The 18077-nt window shown below is 64.4% G+C and carries 18 protein-coding genes and 1 tRNA gene; 6 read left to right on the forward strand and 13 right to left on the reverse strand.

Translation table 11 applies throughout. The features are described 5' to 3' along the window. The first annotated feature begins 134 nt into the window (after window positions 1-134). On the forward strand, window positions 135-656 hold the full coding sequence (locus AC0J5K_RS09695; RefSeq protein WP_083415931.1) for a Hint domain-containing protein: 522 nt from the start codon (window positions 135-137) through the stop codon (window positions 654-656). On the opposite strand, the gene AC0J5K_RS09700 is transcribed toward AC0J5K_RS09695, so the two are convergent. Continuing rightward, on the reverse strand, window positions 653-2248 hold the full coding sequence (locus tag AC0J5K_RS09700) for an NAD(P)H-hydrate dehydratase (RefSeq protein WP_074834902.1): 1596 nt from the start codon (window positions 2246-2248) through the stop codon (window positions 653-655). The two genes, AC0J5K_RS09695 and AC0J5K_RS09700, sit on opposite strands and share 4 nt — an antisense overlap. Before the next feature lie 167 nt (window positions 2249-2415). Between AC0J5K_RS09700 and AC0J5K_RS09705 the strand changes: the two genes are divergently transcribed. From AC0J5K_RS09705 to AC0J5K_RS09715, 3 genes are all read left to right on the forward strand, one after another. Continuing rightward, a complete protein-coding gene (locus AC0J5K_RS09705) occupies window positions 2416-2754 on the forward strand; it encodes a P-II family nitrogen regulator (RefSeq protein WP_048531347.1) in 339 nt (112 codons plus the stop codon). 117 nt (window positions 2755-2871) lie between these two features. Beyond that, entirely contained in the window at window positions 2872-4278 is a 1407-nt protein-coding gene (gene glnA, locus AC0J5K_RS09710) for a type I glutamate--ammonia ligase (protein WP_048531345.1), read from the forward strand. 171 nt (window positions 4279-4449) lie between these two features. After that, window positions 4450-5265 carry a lytic murein transglycosylase gene (locus AC0J5K_RS09715; RefSeq protein ID WP_074834904.1) on the forward strand — a complete coding sequence of 272 codons (816 nt, stop codon included), beginning with the start codon at window positions 4450-4452 and terminating at the stop codon, window positions 5263-5265. Window positions 5266-5516: 251 nt separating this feature from the next. Here the strand turns inward: AC0J5K_RS09715 and AC0J5K_RS09720 are convergent, their stop codons facing one another. Genes AC0J5K_RS09720 through AC0J5K_RS09735 form a run of 4 tightly spaced genes read right to left on the reverse strand, consistent with a single transcriptional unit; the run spans window position 5517 to window position 9795 of the window. Beyond that, entirely contained in the window at window positions 5517-6725 is a 1209-nt protein-coding gene (locus AC0J5K_RS09720) for a beta-ketoacyl-[acyl-carrier-protein] synthase family protein (protein ID WP_074834906.1), read from the reverse strand. A gap of 34 nt (window positions 6726-6759) precedes the next feature. Next, the gene (locus tag AC0J5K_RS09725) at window positions 6760-7020 is read right to left on the reverse strand and encodes an acyl carrier protein (RefSeq protein ID WP_048531340.1); all 261 of its coding nucleotides are present in this window, start codon (window positions 7018-7020) and stop codon (window positions 6760-6762) included. Window positions 7021-7055: 35 nt separating this feature from the next. Beyond that, entirely contained in the window at window positions 7056-8147 is a 1092-nt protein-coding gene (lpxD, locus tag AC0J5K_RS09730; protein ID WP_074834907.1) for a UDP-3-O-(3-hydroxymyristoyl)glucosamine N-acyltransferase, read from the reverse strand. Between the two features lie 31 nt (window positions 8148-8178). Further along, window positions 8179-9795, reverse strand: a complete 1617-nt coding sequence (locus AC0J5K_RS09735; RefSeq protein ID WP_274563191.1) for a L,D-transpeptidase family protein — start codon at window positions 9793-9795, stop codon at window positions 8179-8181. A gap of 343 nt (window positions 9796-10138) precedes the next feature. On the opposite strand from AC0J5K_RS09735, the gene mepK reads away from it, so the two are divergent. Both mepK and AC0J5K_RS09745 read left to right on the forward strand, forming a co-directional pair. Beyond that, window positions 10139-10708 (forward strand): peptidoglycan L,D-endopeptidase MepK, encoded by a 570-nt coding sequence (mepK, locus tag AC0J5K_RS09740; protein WP_048531336.1) that lies wholly within the window; start codon window positions 10139-10141, stop codon window positions 10706-10708. A 338-nt stretch (window positions 10709-11046) separates the two neighbouring features. After that, window positions 11047-12240: a lytic murein transglycosylase gene (locus AC0J5K_RS09745; protein WP_274563226.1), complete on the forward strand. Its 1194-nt coding sequence runs from the start codon at window positions 11047-11049 to the stop codon at window positions 12238-12240. Between the two features lie 12 nt (window positions 12241-12252). Here the strand turns inward: AC0J5K_RS09745 and AC0J5K_RS09750 are convergent, their stop codons facing one another. The 8 genes from AC0J5K_RS09750 to AC0J5K_RS09785 form a co-directional block, all read right to left on the reverse strand. Beyond that, window positions 12253-12957: a hypothetical protein gene (locus tag AC0J5K_RS09750; RefSeq protein ID WP_274563188.1), complete on the reverse strand. Its 705-nt coding sequence runs from the start codon at window positions 12955-12957 to the stop codon at window positions 12253-12255. Further along, a tRNA-Arg gene (locus AC0J5K_RS09755) sits at window positions 12950-13026 on the reverse strand. Before AC0J5K_RS09755 ends, AC0J5K_RS09750 begins: the two co-directional genes overlap by 8 nt. Window positions 13027-13091: 65 nt before the next feature. After that, window positions 13092-14312, reverse strand: coding sequence for a cysteine desulfurase (locus tag AC0J5K_RS09760; RefSeq protein ID WP_085851821.1), 1221 nt, complete (start codon window positions 14310-14312; stop codon window positions 13092-13094). Beyond that, window positions 14305-14895, reverse strand: a complete 591-nt coding sequence (locus AC0J5K_RS09765) for a Yip1 family protein (RefSeq protein WP_074834915.1) — start codon at window positions 14893-14895, stop codon at window positions 14305-14307. Before AC0J5K_RS09765 ends, AC0J5K_RS09760 begins: the two co-directional genes overlap by 8 nt. Then, complete coding sequence (locus tag AC0J5K_RS09770; protein ID WP_074834916.1) at window positions 14892-15377, reverse strand: YIP1 family protein; 486 nt, start codon at window positions 15375-15377, stop codon at window positions 14892-14894. Before AC0J5K_RS09770 ends, AC0J5K_RS09765 begins: the two co-directional genes overlap by 4 nt. A gap of 9 nt (window positions 15378-15386) precedes the next feature. Further along, window positions 15387-16667, reverse strand: coding sequence for a Fe-S cluster assembly protein SufD (gene sufD, locus AC0J5K_RS09775; protein ID WP_274563174.1), 1281 nt, complete (start codon window positions 16665-16667; stop codon window positions 15387-15389). Further along, a complete protein-coding gene (gene sufC / locus AC0J5K_RS09780; RefSeq protein WP_048531290.1) occupies window positions 16667-17422 on the reverse strand; it encodes a Fe-S cluster assembly ATPase SufC in 756 nt (251 codons plus the stop codon). Before sufC ends, sufD begins: the two co-directional genes overlap by 1 nt. Before the next feature lie 78 nt (window positions 17423-17500). After that, window positions 17501-18043 (reverse strand): hypothetical protein, encoded by a 543-nt coding sequence (locus tag AC0J5K_RS09785; protein WP_274563171.1) that lies wholly within the window; start codon window positions 18041-18043, stop codon window positions 17501-17503. Window positions 18044-18077: the final 34 nt, after the last annotated feature.

The following is an 18077-nucleotide window of genomic DNA, read 5'->3' on the forward strand; positions in this document are numbered from 1 at the left end:
CCCGCCGGTCTCTAGCAAAGCTCGAAAGAGGATGCGAGGGGATTTCGGATAGCGGCGCGAAAATATCAGGACATTTACCGGTTCTTGAGATAACCTGTGAAAAAAACAAAACAAGTAGTAGAGCAGGTAAGCCCATGAATCCCAACGTGGTCGGGCGCGCAGGTGAGCAGGTTGCCCAGCCGGACCTTGTCCGGCACCAAGAGCGCGCGAATTCCGAAATCAATGGCCTCATCGCCGGCACCCGGCTGTGGACGCTGGATGGCGAAATGCCGGTGCAATATCTCAGCCCCGGCGACCGCATCATCACCCGCGACACCGGCATGGCGCTGTTGCGCCAGGTCGTGCTGCGCGAGGTTCGCTGCGCCACGGTGCGGATCCGGGCCGGATCTCTGGGCCACACCCGCCCTGACACCGACCTGGTGCTGCCGGCCAGCCAACCGGTGCTGGTGCGCGACTGGCGCGCCGAGGCGCTGTTCGGCGCCAAGGAGGTGCTGGTGCCCGCCGCGCGGCTGGTGGACGGCCAGTTCATCACCCGGGGCGGACATGAAAAACTGCGCCTGATCGAGCTGCATTTCGACGCGCCGCATATCCTTTATGCCGATGGCATCGAAATCGCCTGCGGCACCCGGCAGCCCACAGCCTTGGGTGTGGCCTAGAGCGCGCGCAACACCGCGGGCAGCGCCTCGGGCAGATCCTCGGAAATCAGACCGGGGCCGAAATGCCGGGCGCAGGCAACATGCAGCCAGGCGGCGGTTTGCGCCGCCGGCATCGGGGCCATTCCGCGCGCCAGCAATCCGGTGACAAAGCCCGCCAGCACGTCGCCGGTGCCTGCCGTGGCCAGCCAGGGCGCGGCGCGATCATAGACCCCGGCATTGACCGCGACCCGCCCCTGCGGATCTGCGATCACCGTATCGGGGCCCTTGAACACCACCACACAGCCGGCGCGCCGGGCCGCATCGCGTGCGGCGTCTGCCTTGGAATAGGCCGGGCCCGCGTGCGGTGTATCGCCAAGCCGCGCCGCGAGATCGGGAAAAAGCCGGGCGAATTCGCCGTCATGCGGCGTCAGCACGCTGCGCGCGTGCAGCCGGGCAAACAGCGCCTCGGGATCGTCGCGATAGGCGGTCAGCGCATCGGCATCCAGCACCACGCCGCGCGCCGGCCGGGCGCGCTCTGCGGCCTGATCCAGCGCCACCGGCACCAGCGCCCGCGCCCTGTCGAGCCCCAGCCCCGGCCCGAGGCAGAGCGCGGTGATCCGCCCGTCCTCCAGCAGCGCGGCCAGCGCCGCACCATCCTCCACCCGCGTCATCATCAACCCGGTGATCTGGCCGGCCACTTCCATCTGCGCCGCCCCCGGCACGCCCAGCGTAACCAGGCCGGCGCCGATCCGCAGCGCGCCGCGCGCGGCCAGCCGCGCCGCGCCGGTCTTGCCGAAGCCGCCCGAGATCACCACCGCATGGCCGTGCGAGAACTTGTGCCCGCCACCCTTGGCAAGCGTTTCGGCCGGCGGCGCGTCCACCCGTCGCGCTGGGCCGGGGACCGCGTCCTGCGACGGCGCAAGTCCGATATCCTGCACCACCAGCGCGCCGCATGCCTCAGGCCCCTCGGCCAGCAGATGCCCCAGCCTCGGCCGGTGAAAACTGACCGTGAGATTGGCTCGCACCACGCGGCCCGGCGGATCGTCCCGATCCCGGCCTATGTAGCGCCCGCTGTCCGAACAGAGCCCGCTGGGCAGATCGACCGCCACCACCTGTGGCGCAGCGGCGGCCTGCCAGCGGCTCAGCACCGCCTGAACGCCCCGCAGGTCGCCGAGCGGCCGGGTCAGCCCGGTGCCGAAGAGCGCATCCACCGCCAGCGCGGTTTCGGGATGCGCCTCGAGATACCCGTCGAGCGATGTCTCCTCCAGCGGTCGCACCGCGCCAAGCGCGTGCCAGCGGTCATGGTTGGCGCGGGCATCCGGCGGCAGCTTTTCCGGATCGCCAAAGAGAAAAACCTCGACCGCCCAGCCCCGCGCCAGCAGCAGCCGCGCAATGACAAACCCGTCACCGCCATTGTTGCCCGGCCCGCAGAGCACCACCGCCCGCGGCGCGCCTTGCCCGAGCTCGGGCCAGATCCCGGGCCAGGTCTCGAGCACCGCCCTAACCACGCCGGCGCCGGCGCGCTCCATCAACTCCAGCCCGGTCACATCGCCCCGCGCAATCGCCGCCTGTTCGAGCGCGCGCATCTCTGCGCCGGTCAGCAATTCACTCATCGATCACCCCAAGATTCAATTCTGCTTGATTTATGTGCAAACCGCCCGTTCTTTGGGCGCATGGTTTTCGCGACCTGCCAAATCCGCCCCTCCCGAACCCTACACAATTGTAGCCCCCGGTGAGAAGTGGTCTGAGCGGCTCAACACCCTTTGCGAGGAGGCACCACATGAAGAAAATCGAGGCAATCATCAAGCCGTTCAAGCTTGATGAGGTCAAGGAGGCGCTGCAAGACGTTGGCGTCCAGGGCCTCAGCGTGGTCGAGGTCAAGGGCTTCGGACGGCAGAAAGGCCATACCGAGCTGTATCGCGGCGCGGAATATGTGGTGGATTTCCTGCCCAAGGTGAAGATCGAGGTGGTGCTGGACGACGATCAGGTCGACGGCGCGATCGAAGCCATCGTCGAGGCGGCCAAGACCGACAAGATCGGCGACGGCAAGATCTTTGTCACCCCGGTCGAACAGGCGATCCGCATCCGGACCGGCGAGACAGGCTCCGACGCGCTCTGACGCAGAGCCGCCTGCCCCGGGCTTGATCCGGGGCCTCCTGCAAGGCGTGACCACTCATCAGACCCCGGAGCGTCTCCGGGATCACGACACTGAAAAACCAATCAAGGGAATGACCAAATGAGCGCAAAAGACCTGCTCAAGCTGATCAAGGACGAGGACGTCGCCTATGTCGACATCCGCTTTACCGACCCGCGCGGCAAGCTCCAGCACGTGACCGTGATCGAAAGCGAAGTCGACGAGGATTTCCTCGAAGAGGGCTTCATGTTCGACGGCTCCTCCATCGCCGGCTGGAAATCGATCGAAGCCTCCGACATGAAGCTGATGCCCGATTGCGACAGCGCCTATATCGACCCGTTCTATGCCGAAAAGACCGTCTGCGTGCATTGCTCGGTGGTCGAGCCCGACACCAACGAGCCTTACAACCGCGACCCGCGCGGCACCGCCGAGAAGGCCGAGGCCTATCTGAAGTCCTCCGGCATCGGTGACATTTCCTACTGGGGCCCGGAAGCCGAGTTCTTCCTGTTCGACGACGTCCGCTTCTCGAACTCGATCAACAAGGTGTCCTACGAGGTCGACGCGCTCGACGCCTCCTGGAACACCGACACCGAATACGAGATGGGCAACACCGGCCACCGCCCCGGCATCAAGGGCGGCTACTTCCCGGTCAACCCGATCGACGACGGTCAGGACATCCGCTCCGAAATGCTCTCGACCATGAAGCGTCTGGGCATGAAGGTCGACAAGCACCACCACGAAGTGGCCTCGTGTCAGCACGAGCTGGGCCTGATCTTCGGTTCGCTCACCAAGCAGGCGGACGAGCTTCAGAAGTACAAATACGTGATCCACAACGTGGCCCAGGCCTACGGCAAATCGGCGACCTTCATGCCGAAGCCGATCTATGGCGACAACGGCACCGGCATGCACTGCAACATGTCGATCTGGAAAGACGGCAAACCGCTGTTTGCCGGCGACAAATACGCCGATCTGAGCCAGGAAGCGCTGTATTTCATCGGCGGCATCCTGAAGCACGCCAAGGCGCTCAATGCCTTCACCAATCCGTCGACCAACAGCTACAAGCGCCTGATCCCGGGCTTCGAGGCCCCCGTGCTGCGCGCCTATTCGGCCCGCAACCGCTCGGGTTGCGTGCGTATTCCGTGGACCGAGAACCCCAAGGCGAAACGTGTCGAAGCGCGCTTCCCCGATCCCTCGGCCAACCCCTACCTGTGCTTTGCCGCGCTGCTGATGGCCGGTCTCGACGGCATCACCAACAAGATCGATCCCGGCGAGGCGATGGACAAGAACCTCTACGACCTGCCGGCCGAAGAGCTCGAAGGCATCCCCACCGTCTGCGGCTCGCTCCGCGAGGCGATGCAAGAGCTGCAAGCCGATATGGACTTCCTGCTGGCCGGTGACGTTTTCACCAAGGACCAGATCGAAGGCTATATCGAGCTCAAGATGGAAGAGATCGAGCTCTATGAGCACACGCCGCACCCGGTCGAGTTCGGCATGTACTACAGCTGCTGAGGCTGCGCCGGGCCGAAGCCGGGCCTGGCACGCAATGCGGAAGGGCGTCCCTCGGGGCGCCCTTTTCGTTTTTCCGGAACGGCGCGATCTGTCTGCCCGAAAATTTCTGGACGCAATCCCCGCGCCCGCTACACTTCATGGCGATAGATCACTTGCCACAAGGACATTTTCATGCGCCGTTTCACCATTGTTTTTTCAATTGTCGCGGGCCTCGCCGCTCCGGCCGTAGAGGCCGCACAATGCATCACCTCGAAAGGCGCCTTCTCGGGCTACAAGGCCGGGCTGGCGCAAGATGCCCAGGCCAGCGGCGTCGGCCCGCGCGGCATGCAGGCGCTGCAATCGGCGCAGCTCTCCGGCATCACCTGGCGGTTCGAATCCAATCCCTCGAGCCAGAGCGGCACCCTGCAAAGAGACCCCGCAACCTTCCTCGCCAAGCGTTCCGGCAGCTCTGCCGATGCCTTCATCCAGCGCACCCGTTCGCGCATGGCCAAAAACCCCAACACCTTCGCCTCGATCGAGCAGCGTTTTGGCGTGCCGGGCAGCGTGCTGGCCACGATCTGGGGGCTGGAGACAAGCTGGGGCGGCTATCTCGGCGAAACCCCGATCGTCGGCGGTGCGGTGACGCTGGCCTCTTACTGCCGCCGGCATCCCCGGTTCGAAAGCCACGCCATCGCGGCGCTGCAACTGGTCGATCGCAGCATCATCACTGCCAACACCCGCGGTGGCCCCTCGGGCGAATTGGGGCATATGCAATTCCTCGCCGGCAACTGGCTGCGCTATGGCGTCGACGGAAATGGCGATGGCCGGGCCGATCCCTACAACGCGGTCGATGCGCTGGCCTCGGCCGCCAATATGCTGGCCCGAAACGGCTGGCGCGCCGGCGCGCCCTTTGGCCAGGGCACCGCGAATTTCCGGGTTCTCTCGGCCTGGAACGACAGCGGCAACTACCAGCGCGCCATCGCCTATGCGGCCGAACGCGCGCAATGATCTGACAGGGCCCACCGCAGCCAGAACGCCGGAACCCCGGAGGTCTCACCACCCCCCGGGCTTCTTCTCTTTCAAAATACGCCGCACGACATCTGCCTCAGCGCAACGCCCCCGAAAACTCACCCCACCGCCGCATTCTTCTCTTCGAAAATACGCCACCCCGCGCTCGACAAGGTTTCCGGCCCCGCCCGGCGCCACGGCTGCAAAAGCCAGCCCACCGCCAGCCGTCCTCACATGTCAGGTAAAAATGCTCAGAACCGGCGCAGCGCCAGAACGGCGTTCAATCCGCCAAAGGCAAAGGCATTCGACAGCGCCACGTCGACATCGGCCTCACGCGCCTCGTTGGGCACCACGTCGAGCGCACATTCCGGGTCGGGTTCCTCATAGCCGATGGTGGGCGCAATCACCCCGTCGCGCACCGCCATGATGCAGGCCAGAAGCTCGACCGCGCCGGTGCCGCCGATCAGGTGACCGTGCATCGACTTGGTCGAAGAGATCATCAGCTTGTCGGCATGGGCGCCAAAGACATCGGCCACCGCCGCGCTTTCGGTCTTGTCGTTGGCGGCGGTGCCGGTGCCATGGGCGTTGATATAGCCCACTTCGGTCGCATCGACCCGTGCATCGACCAGCGCGCCGCGAATGGCCCGTGCGGCGCCGCTCTTGGACGGCATGACGATGTCCGAGGCATCCGAGGACATGGCAAAGCCCACGACTTCGGCGAGGATGTCGGCGCCGCGCTTGCGGGCGTGCTCCAGCTCTTCGAAAACAAAGACCGCCGCGCCCTCGCCCTGGACCATGCCGTTGCGGTTGGCCGAGAACGGCCGGCAGCCGTCCTTGGACATCACCCGCAGGCCTTCCCAGGCCTTGACGCCGCCAAAGCAGAGCATGGCCTCGGAGCCGCCGGTGACCATTGCCGGCGTCATGCCGCCTTGAACCATCTGGAAGGCAAGGCTCATCGCGTGGTTGCTGGATGCGCAGGCGGTGGACACGGTGAAGGACGGGCCCTTGAGGTTGAACTCCATCGACACATGGCTGGCCGCGGCATTGTTCATCAACTTGGGCACCACGAAGGGATGCACCCGGTTCTTGCCGTCCTCGTAGACCGAGCGGTAGTTTTCATCCAGCGTGTTCATGCCGCCGCCGGAATTGCCCAGGATCACCCCGGCCCGCGCCGCCAGTTCGTCGGTGAACTCCAGCCCCGACTGCGCCATGGCCTCGCGGCCGGCGACAAGCGTGAATTGGGTAAAGCGGTCATAGAGCGAGAGTTGCTGGCGATTGAACCAGGCCTCCGGGTCGAAATCGCGGACCTGTCCGCCGATCTTGATCGCCAGGCGGTCGAGATCGGCGATGTCGAGCGTGCCGATGCCGCAGCGTCCCTCGCGCATGGCCGCCATCGTGTCGGGCACATTCTGCCCCAGCGCATTGACGGTTCCGGCGCCGGTGATGACAACCCGTTTCATGACTTCCTGCCCCGCTCTGTTATCTGCTCAGGGCCTAGCCCTTTTGCTCGGCGATCAGCTTCTTGATGCCGGCAACGATGCTGCCGACCGACGAGATATCGAAATCGCTTTCGGTGGGCTCGTTCGCATTGAACGGGATCGAGATATCGAAGGCCTCTTCTATCGCAAAGATGCTCTCGACCAGCCCGAGACTGTCGATTCCCAGATCCTCGAGCGTATTGTCCATGGAGACATCGGATTTTTCCAGAACGGCCTGTTCCGCAATGATCTCGACAACCTTGTCCTTGACGTCCATCGGATGGTCTCCCCGCCTTGTGATCCTCCGGTGATTTAGTCGCTCTCGCCCTGCTTGGAAACCGCTTTTTTAAGCGCTGCGACATCCCGCATCAACCGGGGCAAGCGGCGGATTGCCTTGTAGCTTTCGGTCTGGACATCCATCTTTGTCGCCGGATACCCGAGCATGACGCGGCCGCTTGGCACGTTCGACAGGATCGTCGTGCCGCCGCCGCTGATCACGTTGTCGCCGATGAAAAGATTGTCGGCGATCCCGGTCTGGCCACCAAAGACGCAGTTGTTGCCGGTCTTGACCGAACCGGCAAAGCCAACGTGACCGCAGATCAGGCAATCCTTGCCGATGATGCAATTGTGGCCAATCTGCACGAGGTTGTCGATCTTGGTGCCGTCGCCGATCACGGTGTCGCGGACGGTGCCCCTGTCGATGCAGGTGTTCGAGCCCACCTCGACATCATTGCCGATGGTCACCCCGCCCAGAGAATGGATCCGGGCCCAGGATTGCGCCTTGGCTTCGCCCTGGTCGCCCAATGTCTCGCGGGCGCGTTCGGCGCCGCTCTTTTCCGGGGTGACAAAGCTGAAGCCGTCAGACCCGATCCGGGCGCCGGACTGCGCCATGAAATGCGCGCCGATGGTGACCCCATGCGCCACGGTTACCTGGGCATGCAGCAGCGCGTCTCCGCCCAGGCGCACCTCGGCCCCGATGTAACATTGCGGTCCGATCACCGACCGGGCGCCGATCACCGCATTTGGTCCGACCATGGCCAGCGGCCCGATGGTCACCCCTTCGCCGATCTCGGCCGAAGGGTCGATCACCGCGGTGGGATGGATGCCCTGAGGATAACGCGCTCCGGGGTCCATCATCTGCGACAGGCCCGCCAGCGCAAAACGCGGTCGTTGGGCAAAGATCGCCGCCTCAAGCCCCAACGCCTGCCAATCGGCGCCGGTCCAGAGCAGCGCGGCACGCGCCCTGCCCTGCGACAGGGTTTCGGCAAATTCGGGTTTCATCGCCAAGGCAAGGTGCTCTGGACCGGCCTCTGCCGGTTCCCGCACGGCCTCGATCGAAATGTCGGTGGCGCCTGCTGCCTCACAGCCGAGCGCCGCCGCAATGTCCTGTACCGTATAGGTCATCCTGCGCCTCGCAATCGTTGCGCAGCCCGGTCTAACCCTGAACCGAGGTCAACGCCACCCCTGCATTCTGAAGCGCGCGATAGACCATCGCATCGCGGCCGTAGATGTCGGCGCGGAACTTGAGCCGGCCTTTGGCATCGGTATAGGCGGTGCGATAGATCAGATGCACCGGCACCGGCTCATCCAGAGGAACGCGGATGTTCTGGCCCGATTGCAGGCGGGTCTGAAAGAAGTCGACAGGGTCGTCGGTCTGCCGCGACAGCAACTCATAGGCAAAGTCGAACGGATCGTTCAGCCGCACACAACCATGCGAGAAGGCCCGCACTTCGTTCGAGAACAGGCTCTTGGCCGGGGTGTCGTGCAGATAGATGTTGTATTTGTTGGGGAACATGAACTTGACCAGTCCCAGCGCGTTCTTGTCCGACGGCGGCTGGCGCAGGTTGAACGGGAAGGTCCGGCCGGAATAGCGGGCAAAGTTGATCGACGAACGCGGGACCACGCGGCCACGGCCGTCGATCACCTGCAAATGCCCCGCGGCATAGGGATTGCGCCGCATCGCCGGCAGATATTCCTCGGAGGCGATCGACCGGGGCACATTCCAGTACGGGTTGATCTCCATGTATTCCATGACGTCCGAGAACTCGGGCGTTTCGCGGTCGGGCGTGTCCTTGCCCACCACCGAGCGGGTCTCGAAGGTGACCTTGTCGTTGTCGATGATCCGCGCCTTGAAATCGGGGATGTTGACCAGCACGTGCCGCGCGCCGCGCGGCCGGTTGAACCAGCGTTCGCGCTCCATCGCCACCAGCACCGATTTCAGCCGTTCCGAGGCCGGCACGTTGATCGCCCGCAGGGTGGCGGCGCCGGCGACGCCGTCGGGCTCCAGCCCCTGATCGACCTGATAGTCCTGAACCGCCTTTTGCAGCGCATTGTCGTAGGTCGCCGAATTGGACCGGTCGAGGTAGCCCATGGCGATCAGCCGGTTGCGCAGCGCGACAACGGCTGCACCGCTGTCGCCGGGGCTGACCTTGTCGGTCTGCACCAGCGCGCCCCAGCCGCCCGAGGCCACCACCCGCTCAAGTTCGAACTTGGCGCGGATCAGGCGGGTATATTCGGCCGAGGTCGGCACGATGGTGCGAAAGAAGGCGTCTGGATCGCCGGAGGCGAAATCGCGCAGATAGGTGATCGGATCGCGCAGCGGCGCCTCGCGCTTGATTCCATTGGTGACCTTTTGCGGGTTCAGCACCCCGGTCTGCATATGGCGCGAGAACAGCACCAGCGTTTCGCTGAGTTCGACCTCGAGCGCACCGAGCGCCCGCTCGCCCTGCACCGAGGCCAGTTTGCCGCGCAGGACGTCGGGATGGTACTTGTCGGCCGGCAGCCCGTAAAGGCTGGCGCGGGAAACCGCCTGCAAGAGTGCGGCGCGACGGGCGCGGTGGATGTCGCTGTCGCCGGTCCAGATCGGCGCGAACCCGGTCTCGCGATAGAACGCGGCGATGTCACGGTCCGCCGAGGCGGATTCCGCCACCGCCTGCTTGAAGGCGGTGACCTGCGCAAACGCGGGCTGAGACGGGAGGCCCAGTGTGGCAATCGCCAGGGCCACGCCTCCCATCAGCGATCTGAATCCACTGGCCTTTTGCGACTGCGTCATCCCGTCCCTCCGAAGCTCAATTAATTAAACAAGACAATAATTAGTCTGTCTTATCCCTCTGTCTACTCACATATTCTTAAGTACTGTAACGCACACTTCCGAGACTTTCCCATGAATTGACAGGGGACAAGAATCGGGGGTTTTGTGCGCATTCTTGCCGTGAAGTTTGAATATTGAGCAAGTTTTCGCCCAACTTCTGCGAGACGCCAGCCATGCGGGAATCTCCGGTTGGCGAAAAATCCCCAATGTGGCATACAGACCACGCATCTGGGGATGAGATGGCAGGTTCCGCGTAACATCGCGGGCTGAACTTTTAGAGAGCGACAGACAGGCGCAATACAACATGACAGAACTTCGCGGCAGCGGTATCTCGCGGCGTGGCCTATTGGGCGCGTTCGCGGCAACTTTGGTCACAGCGGCACCGACCTACTCCAACGCAGCAGGCTTCCTTCGCGGCGGCGGCGACATCCGACGCATAAAGATGTATTCGGCCCGGACGGGCGAACGGCTCGACATGATTTATTGGGTCGAGGGCGACTATATCAAGGATGCGGTCGAAGAGGTCCACAAATTCATGCGCGACTGGCGCACCAACGATGTGAAATACATCGACCTTCGTGCCATCGACATTCTGGCGGCCTCGCACAATCTGCTTGATGTGCCCGAGCCTTACATGCTGCTGTCGGGATACCGCAGCCCGAAAACCAATGCGATGCTGCGCGCCCGCTCCAGCGGCGTTGCCAAGAACTCGCTGCACCTCAAGGGCCAGGCGGCCGACGTGAGCCTCAAGGGCCGTTCGGTCAACCAGATCGCCAAAGCGGCAACCGCCTGTCGCGCAGGCGGCGTCGGCCGGTACTCCAGCTCGAACTTCGTGCACATGGATTGCGGCGCGGTCCGCTCCTGGGGCCGCTAACCTGGCTGCCACGCCCAAGTCTGATTGACGCCGTCCATCTGGGCGGCGTTTTGTTTTTCTCCTCCGGTTTCGTCACACCGGGGCCCTGCCATCAAAGCTGCGCATCCGGGGAGATGGCGCAACAGACCTTGGCAGTCCACAGGCGGACGAACACAATAGAAATCGACAGGGCCGCCTGTCAAATTGTGATCCTGCGCTGCGGCATCACCGTGCTGTGACTGGCAAACCGGGTGATATATCCGCCCTTCCTCGTTACGTTCCATGTCCACAACCCACCAGATATCCGGAGGTTCCCAGTGCGTGCGTTTTTTTTGTCCGTGACCCTCGTTTTCCTGGCCATGACCGCGCAGGCCCAGGACAAGCCGGCCATCGAGCGACAGTTTCAATCCTGGATCCAGTCAGAGATCTGGCCGCGCGCCCGGGCCAAGGGCGTCTCGCGCGCCACCTTTGACGCGGCCTTTTCCGGGGTCACGCTCAACTGGGACCTGCCGGATCTGGTGCCCCCCGGCACCGCGCCCGAGACCCCGAAACGTCAGCGGCAGGCCGAATTCGGCGCGCCGTCGAAGTATTTCAATCGCAACTCCATCGACGGCGCCACCCGCATCGGCAAGCAGATGGCGCAACGCCACGCCACCGCGCTGGCGCAGACCGAGCGGCGCACCGGCGTGCCGGGCCGCATCATCCTTGCCATCTGGGGCCGGGAAAGCGGCTATGGTCGGGTGGCAATCCCGCATAATGTCTTTCGCGTGCTGGGCACCAAGGGTTTCATGTCGACCCGCGCGGAATATTTCAGCGCCGAGTTGATCGCCGCGTTGCAGATCGCCGAAGCCGGTCACGCGCCGGAGAGCGCGATGAAGAGCAGCTGGGCCGGCGCGCTCGGCCAGCCGCAGTTCATGCCTTCGAGCTTTCTGAACTACGCCGCCGACGGCAATGGCGACCGCAAGGCCGACATCTGGCGCTCCGAGGCCGATACCATCGCCTCGATCGGCAATTATCTGGCCGAACACGGCTGGGTTGCCGGCCGCGACTGGGGGTTCGAGGTCATGGTGCCGGATGCGGTCTCCTGCACGCTGGAAGGCCCCGATCAGGGCCGCCCGATCGCCGATTGGGCCGCCATGGGCATCACCCGGGTCTCGGGCCGGCCCTTCCCGGCGCATGAGCTGCCCGGCGAAGGTTATCTGATGATGCCCGCCGGGCGGCATGGGCCGGCGTTCGTGGTGACGCCGAACTTCTACGTGCTCAAGGATTACAACACCTCCGACCTCTATGCGCTCTTTGTCGGCCATGTCGGCGACCGCATTCGTTTCAACGTCGGCGATTTCCGCCAGGCTTGGGGCCGGGTCGACAGGCTGTTCCGCTCCGACATCGCCGCCGCGCAGCGCTCGCTCGAGGCGATGGGCCATGACGTCGGCGGCGCCGATGGTCTGCCCGGTTACAAGACGCGCCGCTCGATCGGCCGCTGGCAGGAGGCCCGTGGGCGGCAAGCGACCTGCTTTCCCGACACGGGCAATATCGCGGCGTTGGGGGGCTGATGGCCCCTGCCGTCAGGCGACAATGATGTTATCCGCCAAGTCGTCGAAATGCGTCAGGTTCGAGAAAGTTATGGTTTCGCTTCCGAAATCCGGAACAGCGACGCCGCTGCTTGTGTCGGCGAACATGGCGATCACCTCTGCCCCGGTCGTGGCCGGGCCAAGCAGCGCCACGCTGACGACAATGGCGTCCTGGAAATGTTCGAAATCGGAAATCGTGTCGTTGCCGCGCCCCGGTACAAAGAGGAACGCGTCGGCCCGGGTGCCTCCGCGCAGGTCGTCGTCGCCGGAACCGCCCGCGATCACGTCGCGCCCCCTGATTGCCGTGGATCCTGTCGTTGCCATCTCCGCCCCGGCATCGATATTCTCCCGGTTCACGTCGGTTACGTTGACGGTGAATGTCTGGCTGCTCTGCGCCGCATCGCCGGTTGCGGTTTCCATGGCCGTGATCGCAACATCGATGCTGCTTTCCTGCTCGAAGTCGAATTTGTGCCCGCCAGGAGGCACAGTTCGAATTGCCCCGGGGGTGGCGGTCGCCCGCACGCCGAACCGGGGATCATCGACGGCCAGGCTGAAGGCGTCACCTTCGGGGTCTGACAGCGTAAAGGTACCAAGAACGATTTGGTTCGCGAACCAGCCTTCGACCAGCGTGTCAGTCTGGCCCGCACGCGACGGCCAACACTCGGAGAAAAACGGATTTTTAAGGGAAGTTTGGCGCACCTGAAAGGATTCGAACCTTTGGCCTCTGCCTTCGGAGGGCAGCGCTCTATCCAGCTGAGCTACAGGTGCGTGCAGGGCCCTCTATACTCAGAGTACGCGGGCGCTGCAATTGCAAATCGGCGTAAAATCGCGCCTCAGGCAAAGAGATCGTGCGCCAGCTCCAGCGCGTCGATCAGCGCGTCGACCTCGGCCTCGGTGTTGTACATGCCGAACGAGGCCCGGCAGGTCGCCGTCACGCCCAGATGATCCATCAACGGGCCGGCGCAATGGTGGCCGGCGCGCACCGCGACGCCTTTCTTGTCGAGAATGGTCGAGATGTCATGCGCATGCGCCGCGCCGTCGAGGGTGAAGGAAAAGATCGCCCCCTTGCCCGCCGCCTTGCCCTGGATCTGAAGCCAGTTCAGCCCGTCCAGCCGGCCGCGCGCATATTGGGTCAGCGCCGCTTCATGGGCGGCGATATTGTCCATGCCGTGGCCCATCATGTACTCCAGCGCCGCGCCAAGACCGATGGTCGCCACGATCGACGGGGTGCCGGCCTCGAACTTCATCGGCGGGTCGTTGTAGAGGATGCCGTCGCGATGCACCTCCTTGATCATGTCGCCGCCGCCCATGAAGGGGCGCATCTCGGCCATGCGCGCCTTTTTCATGAAGATCGCGCCGGAACCGGAGGGGCCATAGAGCTTGTGGCCGGTGATGGCATAGAAATCGCAGCCCAGCGCATCGACATCGACAGGCCCGTGCACCGCCGCCTGGCTGCCGTCGATCAGCGTGGCGATGCCGCGCTCGCGGGCGGCGGCGCAGATCGGCGCCACATCGACCCGCGTGCCAAGCACATTGGACATATGGGTCACCGCCACCAGCCTGGTTTTCGGCCCCATGGCGTCGATCACCTTTTGCGGGTCGAGCGATCCGTCGGCCTCGATCTCGACCCATTTGATCACCACTCCCTGGCGCTCGCGCAGGAAATGCCAGGGCACGATATTGGCATGGTGTTCCATCACCGAAAGGATGATCTCGTCGCCGGCCTCCAGCCGGGGCATCGCCCAGCCGTAGGCCACGGTGTTGATGCCCTCGGTGGTGCCGGTGTTGAGCACGATCTCGTCTTCGTCGGCCACGTTCAGAAAGCGCGCGATGGTGCCGCGCACGGCCTCGTATTTCTCGGTGGCGAGGTTCGACAGGTAATGCAGGCCCCGGTGCACATTGGCGTATTCCATCGAATAGGCCTGGGTCACCGCGTCGATCACGACCTTCGGTTTCTGCGCCGAGGCGCCATTGTCGAGATAGACCAGCGGCTTGCCATTGATCTCGCGTCCGAGGATCGGAAAGTCGGCCCGGATTGCGGCCACGTCATACATATGCGGATACTCCCACGGTGCTGGCCCCGATCAGCGAGAGCATCAGGACCAGGCCCAGAACGATGCCGATCCCCGCCAGCGCGATCACGCCCAAGGCCTTGAGCGGCGACCCGAAGCGGTGCGCCACATCGATGAAATTCACGAAGATCCAGAGGCCATAGAGGTTCACGGCCATCAGGAGGATGAGCGCCAGTCCCGGCGCCACAAGGGTCAGCACGGTGGCGACCAGTTGCACCACCAGCCGCAGCGCCTGAAGCCAGACGATTAGCACCAGCACATCGCCAAGCCCGCCTTCGCCGCCCAGCCAGTTGCCGGTAAAAGTGATGGCAAAAACCGTCACCACCGCGCCGCAGCCCAGCGTCAAGGCGAACATGAAAGGCGTCGCCATCATTGGCGGCAGCGGCGCGCTGGGCGGTGCCGCCAGGATGCCGAGGTGAAAGGCCAGCGCATTGAGCACGATCACCAGCACCAGCGCCTGCCAGAGCACCGGGCGCGGCAGATCGAGCACGATCAGCCGCGCCGCCGCCACACGCGGCGCCACCAGCGTTTCGGTCACCAGATCGCGCCAGCCGGTCCGGGTCATGTCTCTGGCCTTTCCGCTGCGCGCAGCCCGCCGATCCAGAACCACAGAAAGACGAGTAAGCTGATGAACTCCACCGCCTTGGGCCCCGGCCCGGCGCCGATGAACCCGGCCAGAAGACCGTTGAGCAGGATCAGCGGTGAGGCCGCCAAAAGCGCCCAGAAGAGCGCCAGACGCGCGCCGAAAAAGCTGCCCTGCCCGCCCAGGGCGCGAGCCAGAAGATGGCTGAGCGCCGCCAGACCGTAGAAGATCAGCGGCGCGATCATCACCCAGGCCAGCAGCGCGCCGCCCAGAAGCGGGTTGAGCTCCTGCCCGTCGAAATGCGCCTGACGCGCCAGCGGCGGCCATTGCGACACAAAGACCAGAAGGCAGCCCGCCATGAGAATGGCCAGCGCCCGGTCCTCGCGCTGGCCGCGCGCCAGCAGCCGGCACATCACTGCGCCGGGGCCGCGATAGGTGGCGACGATGTCCTGTGTGATAGCCATGGCGTCGTGTCAGTCCCGATGGCGGATGAGCCATCCCTCGATCCGGGCGGTGATCTCTTCGGCCAGCGCCTCGTTCTCGATCTCCTGCACGGCTTCGGCCAGAAAGGCCAGCGTCAGCAGGTTGACCGCCTGCGGCTCCGGCACGCCGCGCGAGCGCAGATAGAACAGCGCCTCCTCGTCGATCGCGCCGGAGGTGGAGCCATGCGAACAGGCCACGTCATCGGCATAGATCTCGAGCTCGGGCTTGGCGAGAAACTGGCTGTCCTCGTCGAGCAGCAGCGACTGGCTGATCTGGTAGCCATCGGTCTTCTGCGCGCCGGCCTTGACCAGGATCTTGCCCTGAAAGACGCCGGTGGCGCCGTTGCGGAGCACCTTCTTGAAGACCTGACGGCTTTCGCAGTTCACCGCGTCATGGGTGACGAAGACGGTGTCGTCGTGGTGAAAGTCACCGTCGCCGACACAGGCCCCGGCGACATGCGCCACCGCGTCGTCCCCGGTCAGCTCGATCACGCATTCATTGCGGGTCAGCACGCCGTTAGCGGTCAGGGTAAAGCTTTTGAACACCGATTCCGCGCCAAGACGGGCAAAGACATGCGTCACGGCCTGGCGCTCGTGGTCGCGGCCCTGGGTGCGGATGTGGTGCAGCCTGGCGCCATCGGCGACGTCGATCTCCATCACCTTGTTGAACCGCGCCGCCGCCGGGCCGTTCTCGAGAATGGTCACTTCGGCGCCGGCATCGACCTTGACCACATGGTGAAGCATCGCATCCGAGGTTTCGGACTTGTGCTCGTAGCAGATCGAGATCGGCTTGGACGGGATGCCGGTCACGTGGATCAGCAGGCCGTCGGTGGCAAAGGCGGTGTTGAGCGCCGCCAGCGGGCGCTGCACCGGCACCTGGCCATTGGCCTCGAGCGTGCCGTAAAGCCCCTTGGCCCAGTGCAGATCGCTCCTGGTTTCGGCCAGGCGCTCGATCGTCACGCCTTCGAGCGCCAGATCGTCCGAAGCCTCGGCATCGAAGACCCCGTCGACAAAGACCAGATTGAGCCGCTCGACCTCGTCAAAAACCGGCGCTTCCTTGGGATCAAAGAGCGCGGCGCGCGGCGCCTCGGGCTGGGTCAGCGTGTCGGGGCGGGTGAATTTCCAGTATTCGTCGCGCCGTCCGGGCAGGCCCATTTCGCGCAACCGGCCCAGCGCGGACTGCCGCGCCGCATCCGACCAGCCGCCTACGGGCAGGTCGAGCGCCGCGATCCGCGCCTCGGTGGCATCCTGTTTGATTTGCGGAAGTGCCATTACGCCACCTCCTCCACCAGATGGGCATAGCCGCGCTCTTCGACCTCGAGCGCCAGGTCGGGCCCGCCGGTCTTGATGATGCGGCCGTTCGACATGATGTGCACCACGTCGGGTTTGATGTGGTCCAGCAAACGCTGGTAGTGGGTGATGACCAGGAAGCCCCGGCCCTCGTCGCGCAACGCGTTGACGCCATCGGCCACCAGTTTCATCGCATCGACGTCAAGCCCCGAGTCGGTCTCGTCGAGGATGCACATCTTGGGCGCGAGCATCGCCATTTGCAGGATTTCGTTGCGCTTTTTCTCACCGCCCGAAAAGCCGACGTTGACCGGACGCTTCAGCATCTCGGCGTCGATCTTGAGATCCTTGGCCTTGGCCCGGATCAGCTTGAGGAATTCGGTGGCGTTGAGCTCTTCCTCGCCGCGCGCCTTGCGCTGCGCGTTGAGCGCGGTGCGCAGAAAGGTCATGTTGCCGACGCCGGGGATTTCCACCGGGTACTGGAACGCCAGAAACAGGCCCGCCGCGGCGCGCTCTTCCGGCTCCATGTCGAGCAGGTCATTGCCCTCCAGCGTCGCTTCGCCGTCGGTCACCTCATAGCCGTCGCGGCCCGAGAGAACGTAAGAGAGCGTCGATTTGCCAGAGCCGTTGGGGCCCATGATGGCATGCACCTTGCCGGCTTCGACCGTCAGGTCGACACCTTTGAGGATCTGCTTGTCCTCTTCTTCAAGTTTGACGTGCAGGTTCTTGATTTCCAGCATTTTTCTACCTCGTGTAAACGCGTGAAGGCAGCGCCGCCCCTTGGGGCTGCGCCGCGCTGATTTCGGATTTTTCGATTGTCAGGAAAGCGGAATGCTCACGCCGCGAAACAGGATCGATCCGGGTTCGCTCGCGGCGCGGGTGGCCTCGACCCACTCGGCCGAAAAGGCCATCGCAAAGACATCCGGCGCCATGTGCACCAGATTGTGCATCGTGGCCATCGCCACCGCGACGCCGGCAATCCTGACCGCCATGTGCCGTTTCGACGGGGCGGCAAAGACCAGCGAGACCGTCGCCAGCACCGCCATCGCGCCGACGCCATCCAGCAGCATGCGGATGTCGCCGGTCATCTTGGAATCGGGCAGGCCGAACAGGTGATACCCGCCCAATTGCGACAGCACGAACGCCAGCAGGCCCAGCACAAAGCCGAAAAGGCCCGAGGTCGACGCCGTCCGACCGGTCTCCGGCGCGGCGCGCTTTTGCATCCGCCGGGCGCTCTTGTGGGTGATCCAGCAGGTGCCACTGCCGTCCGAGACCCCCGGTTGCGGCACCTGGCTCACCTGTCCGGAATTGATCCGGGAAATCCGGGCCTGAAAGCTCGCCTGCCCCTGCGTGCCGATCATGTCTGCTGCCTCTTGCGTCTTTTGTTTCTGCAAC

The sequence above is a fragment of the Marinovum sp. E3 genome (genome assembly GCF_055755275.1).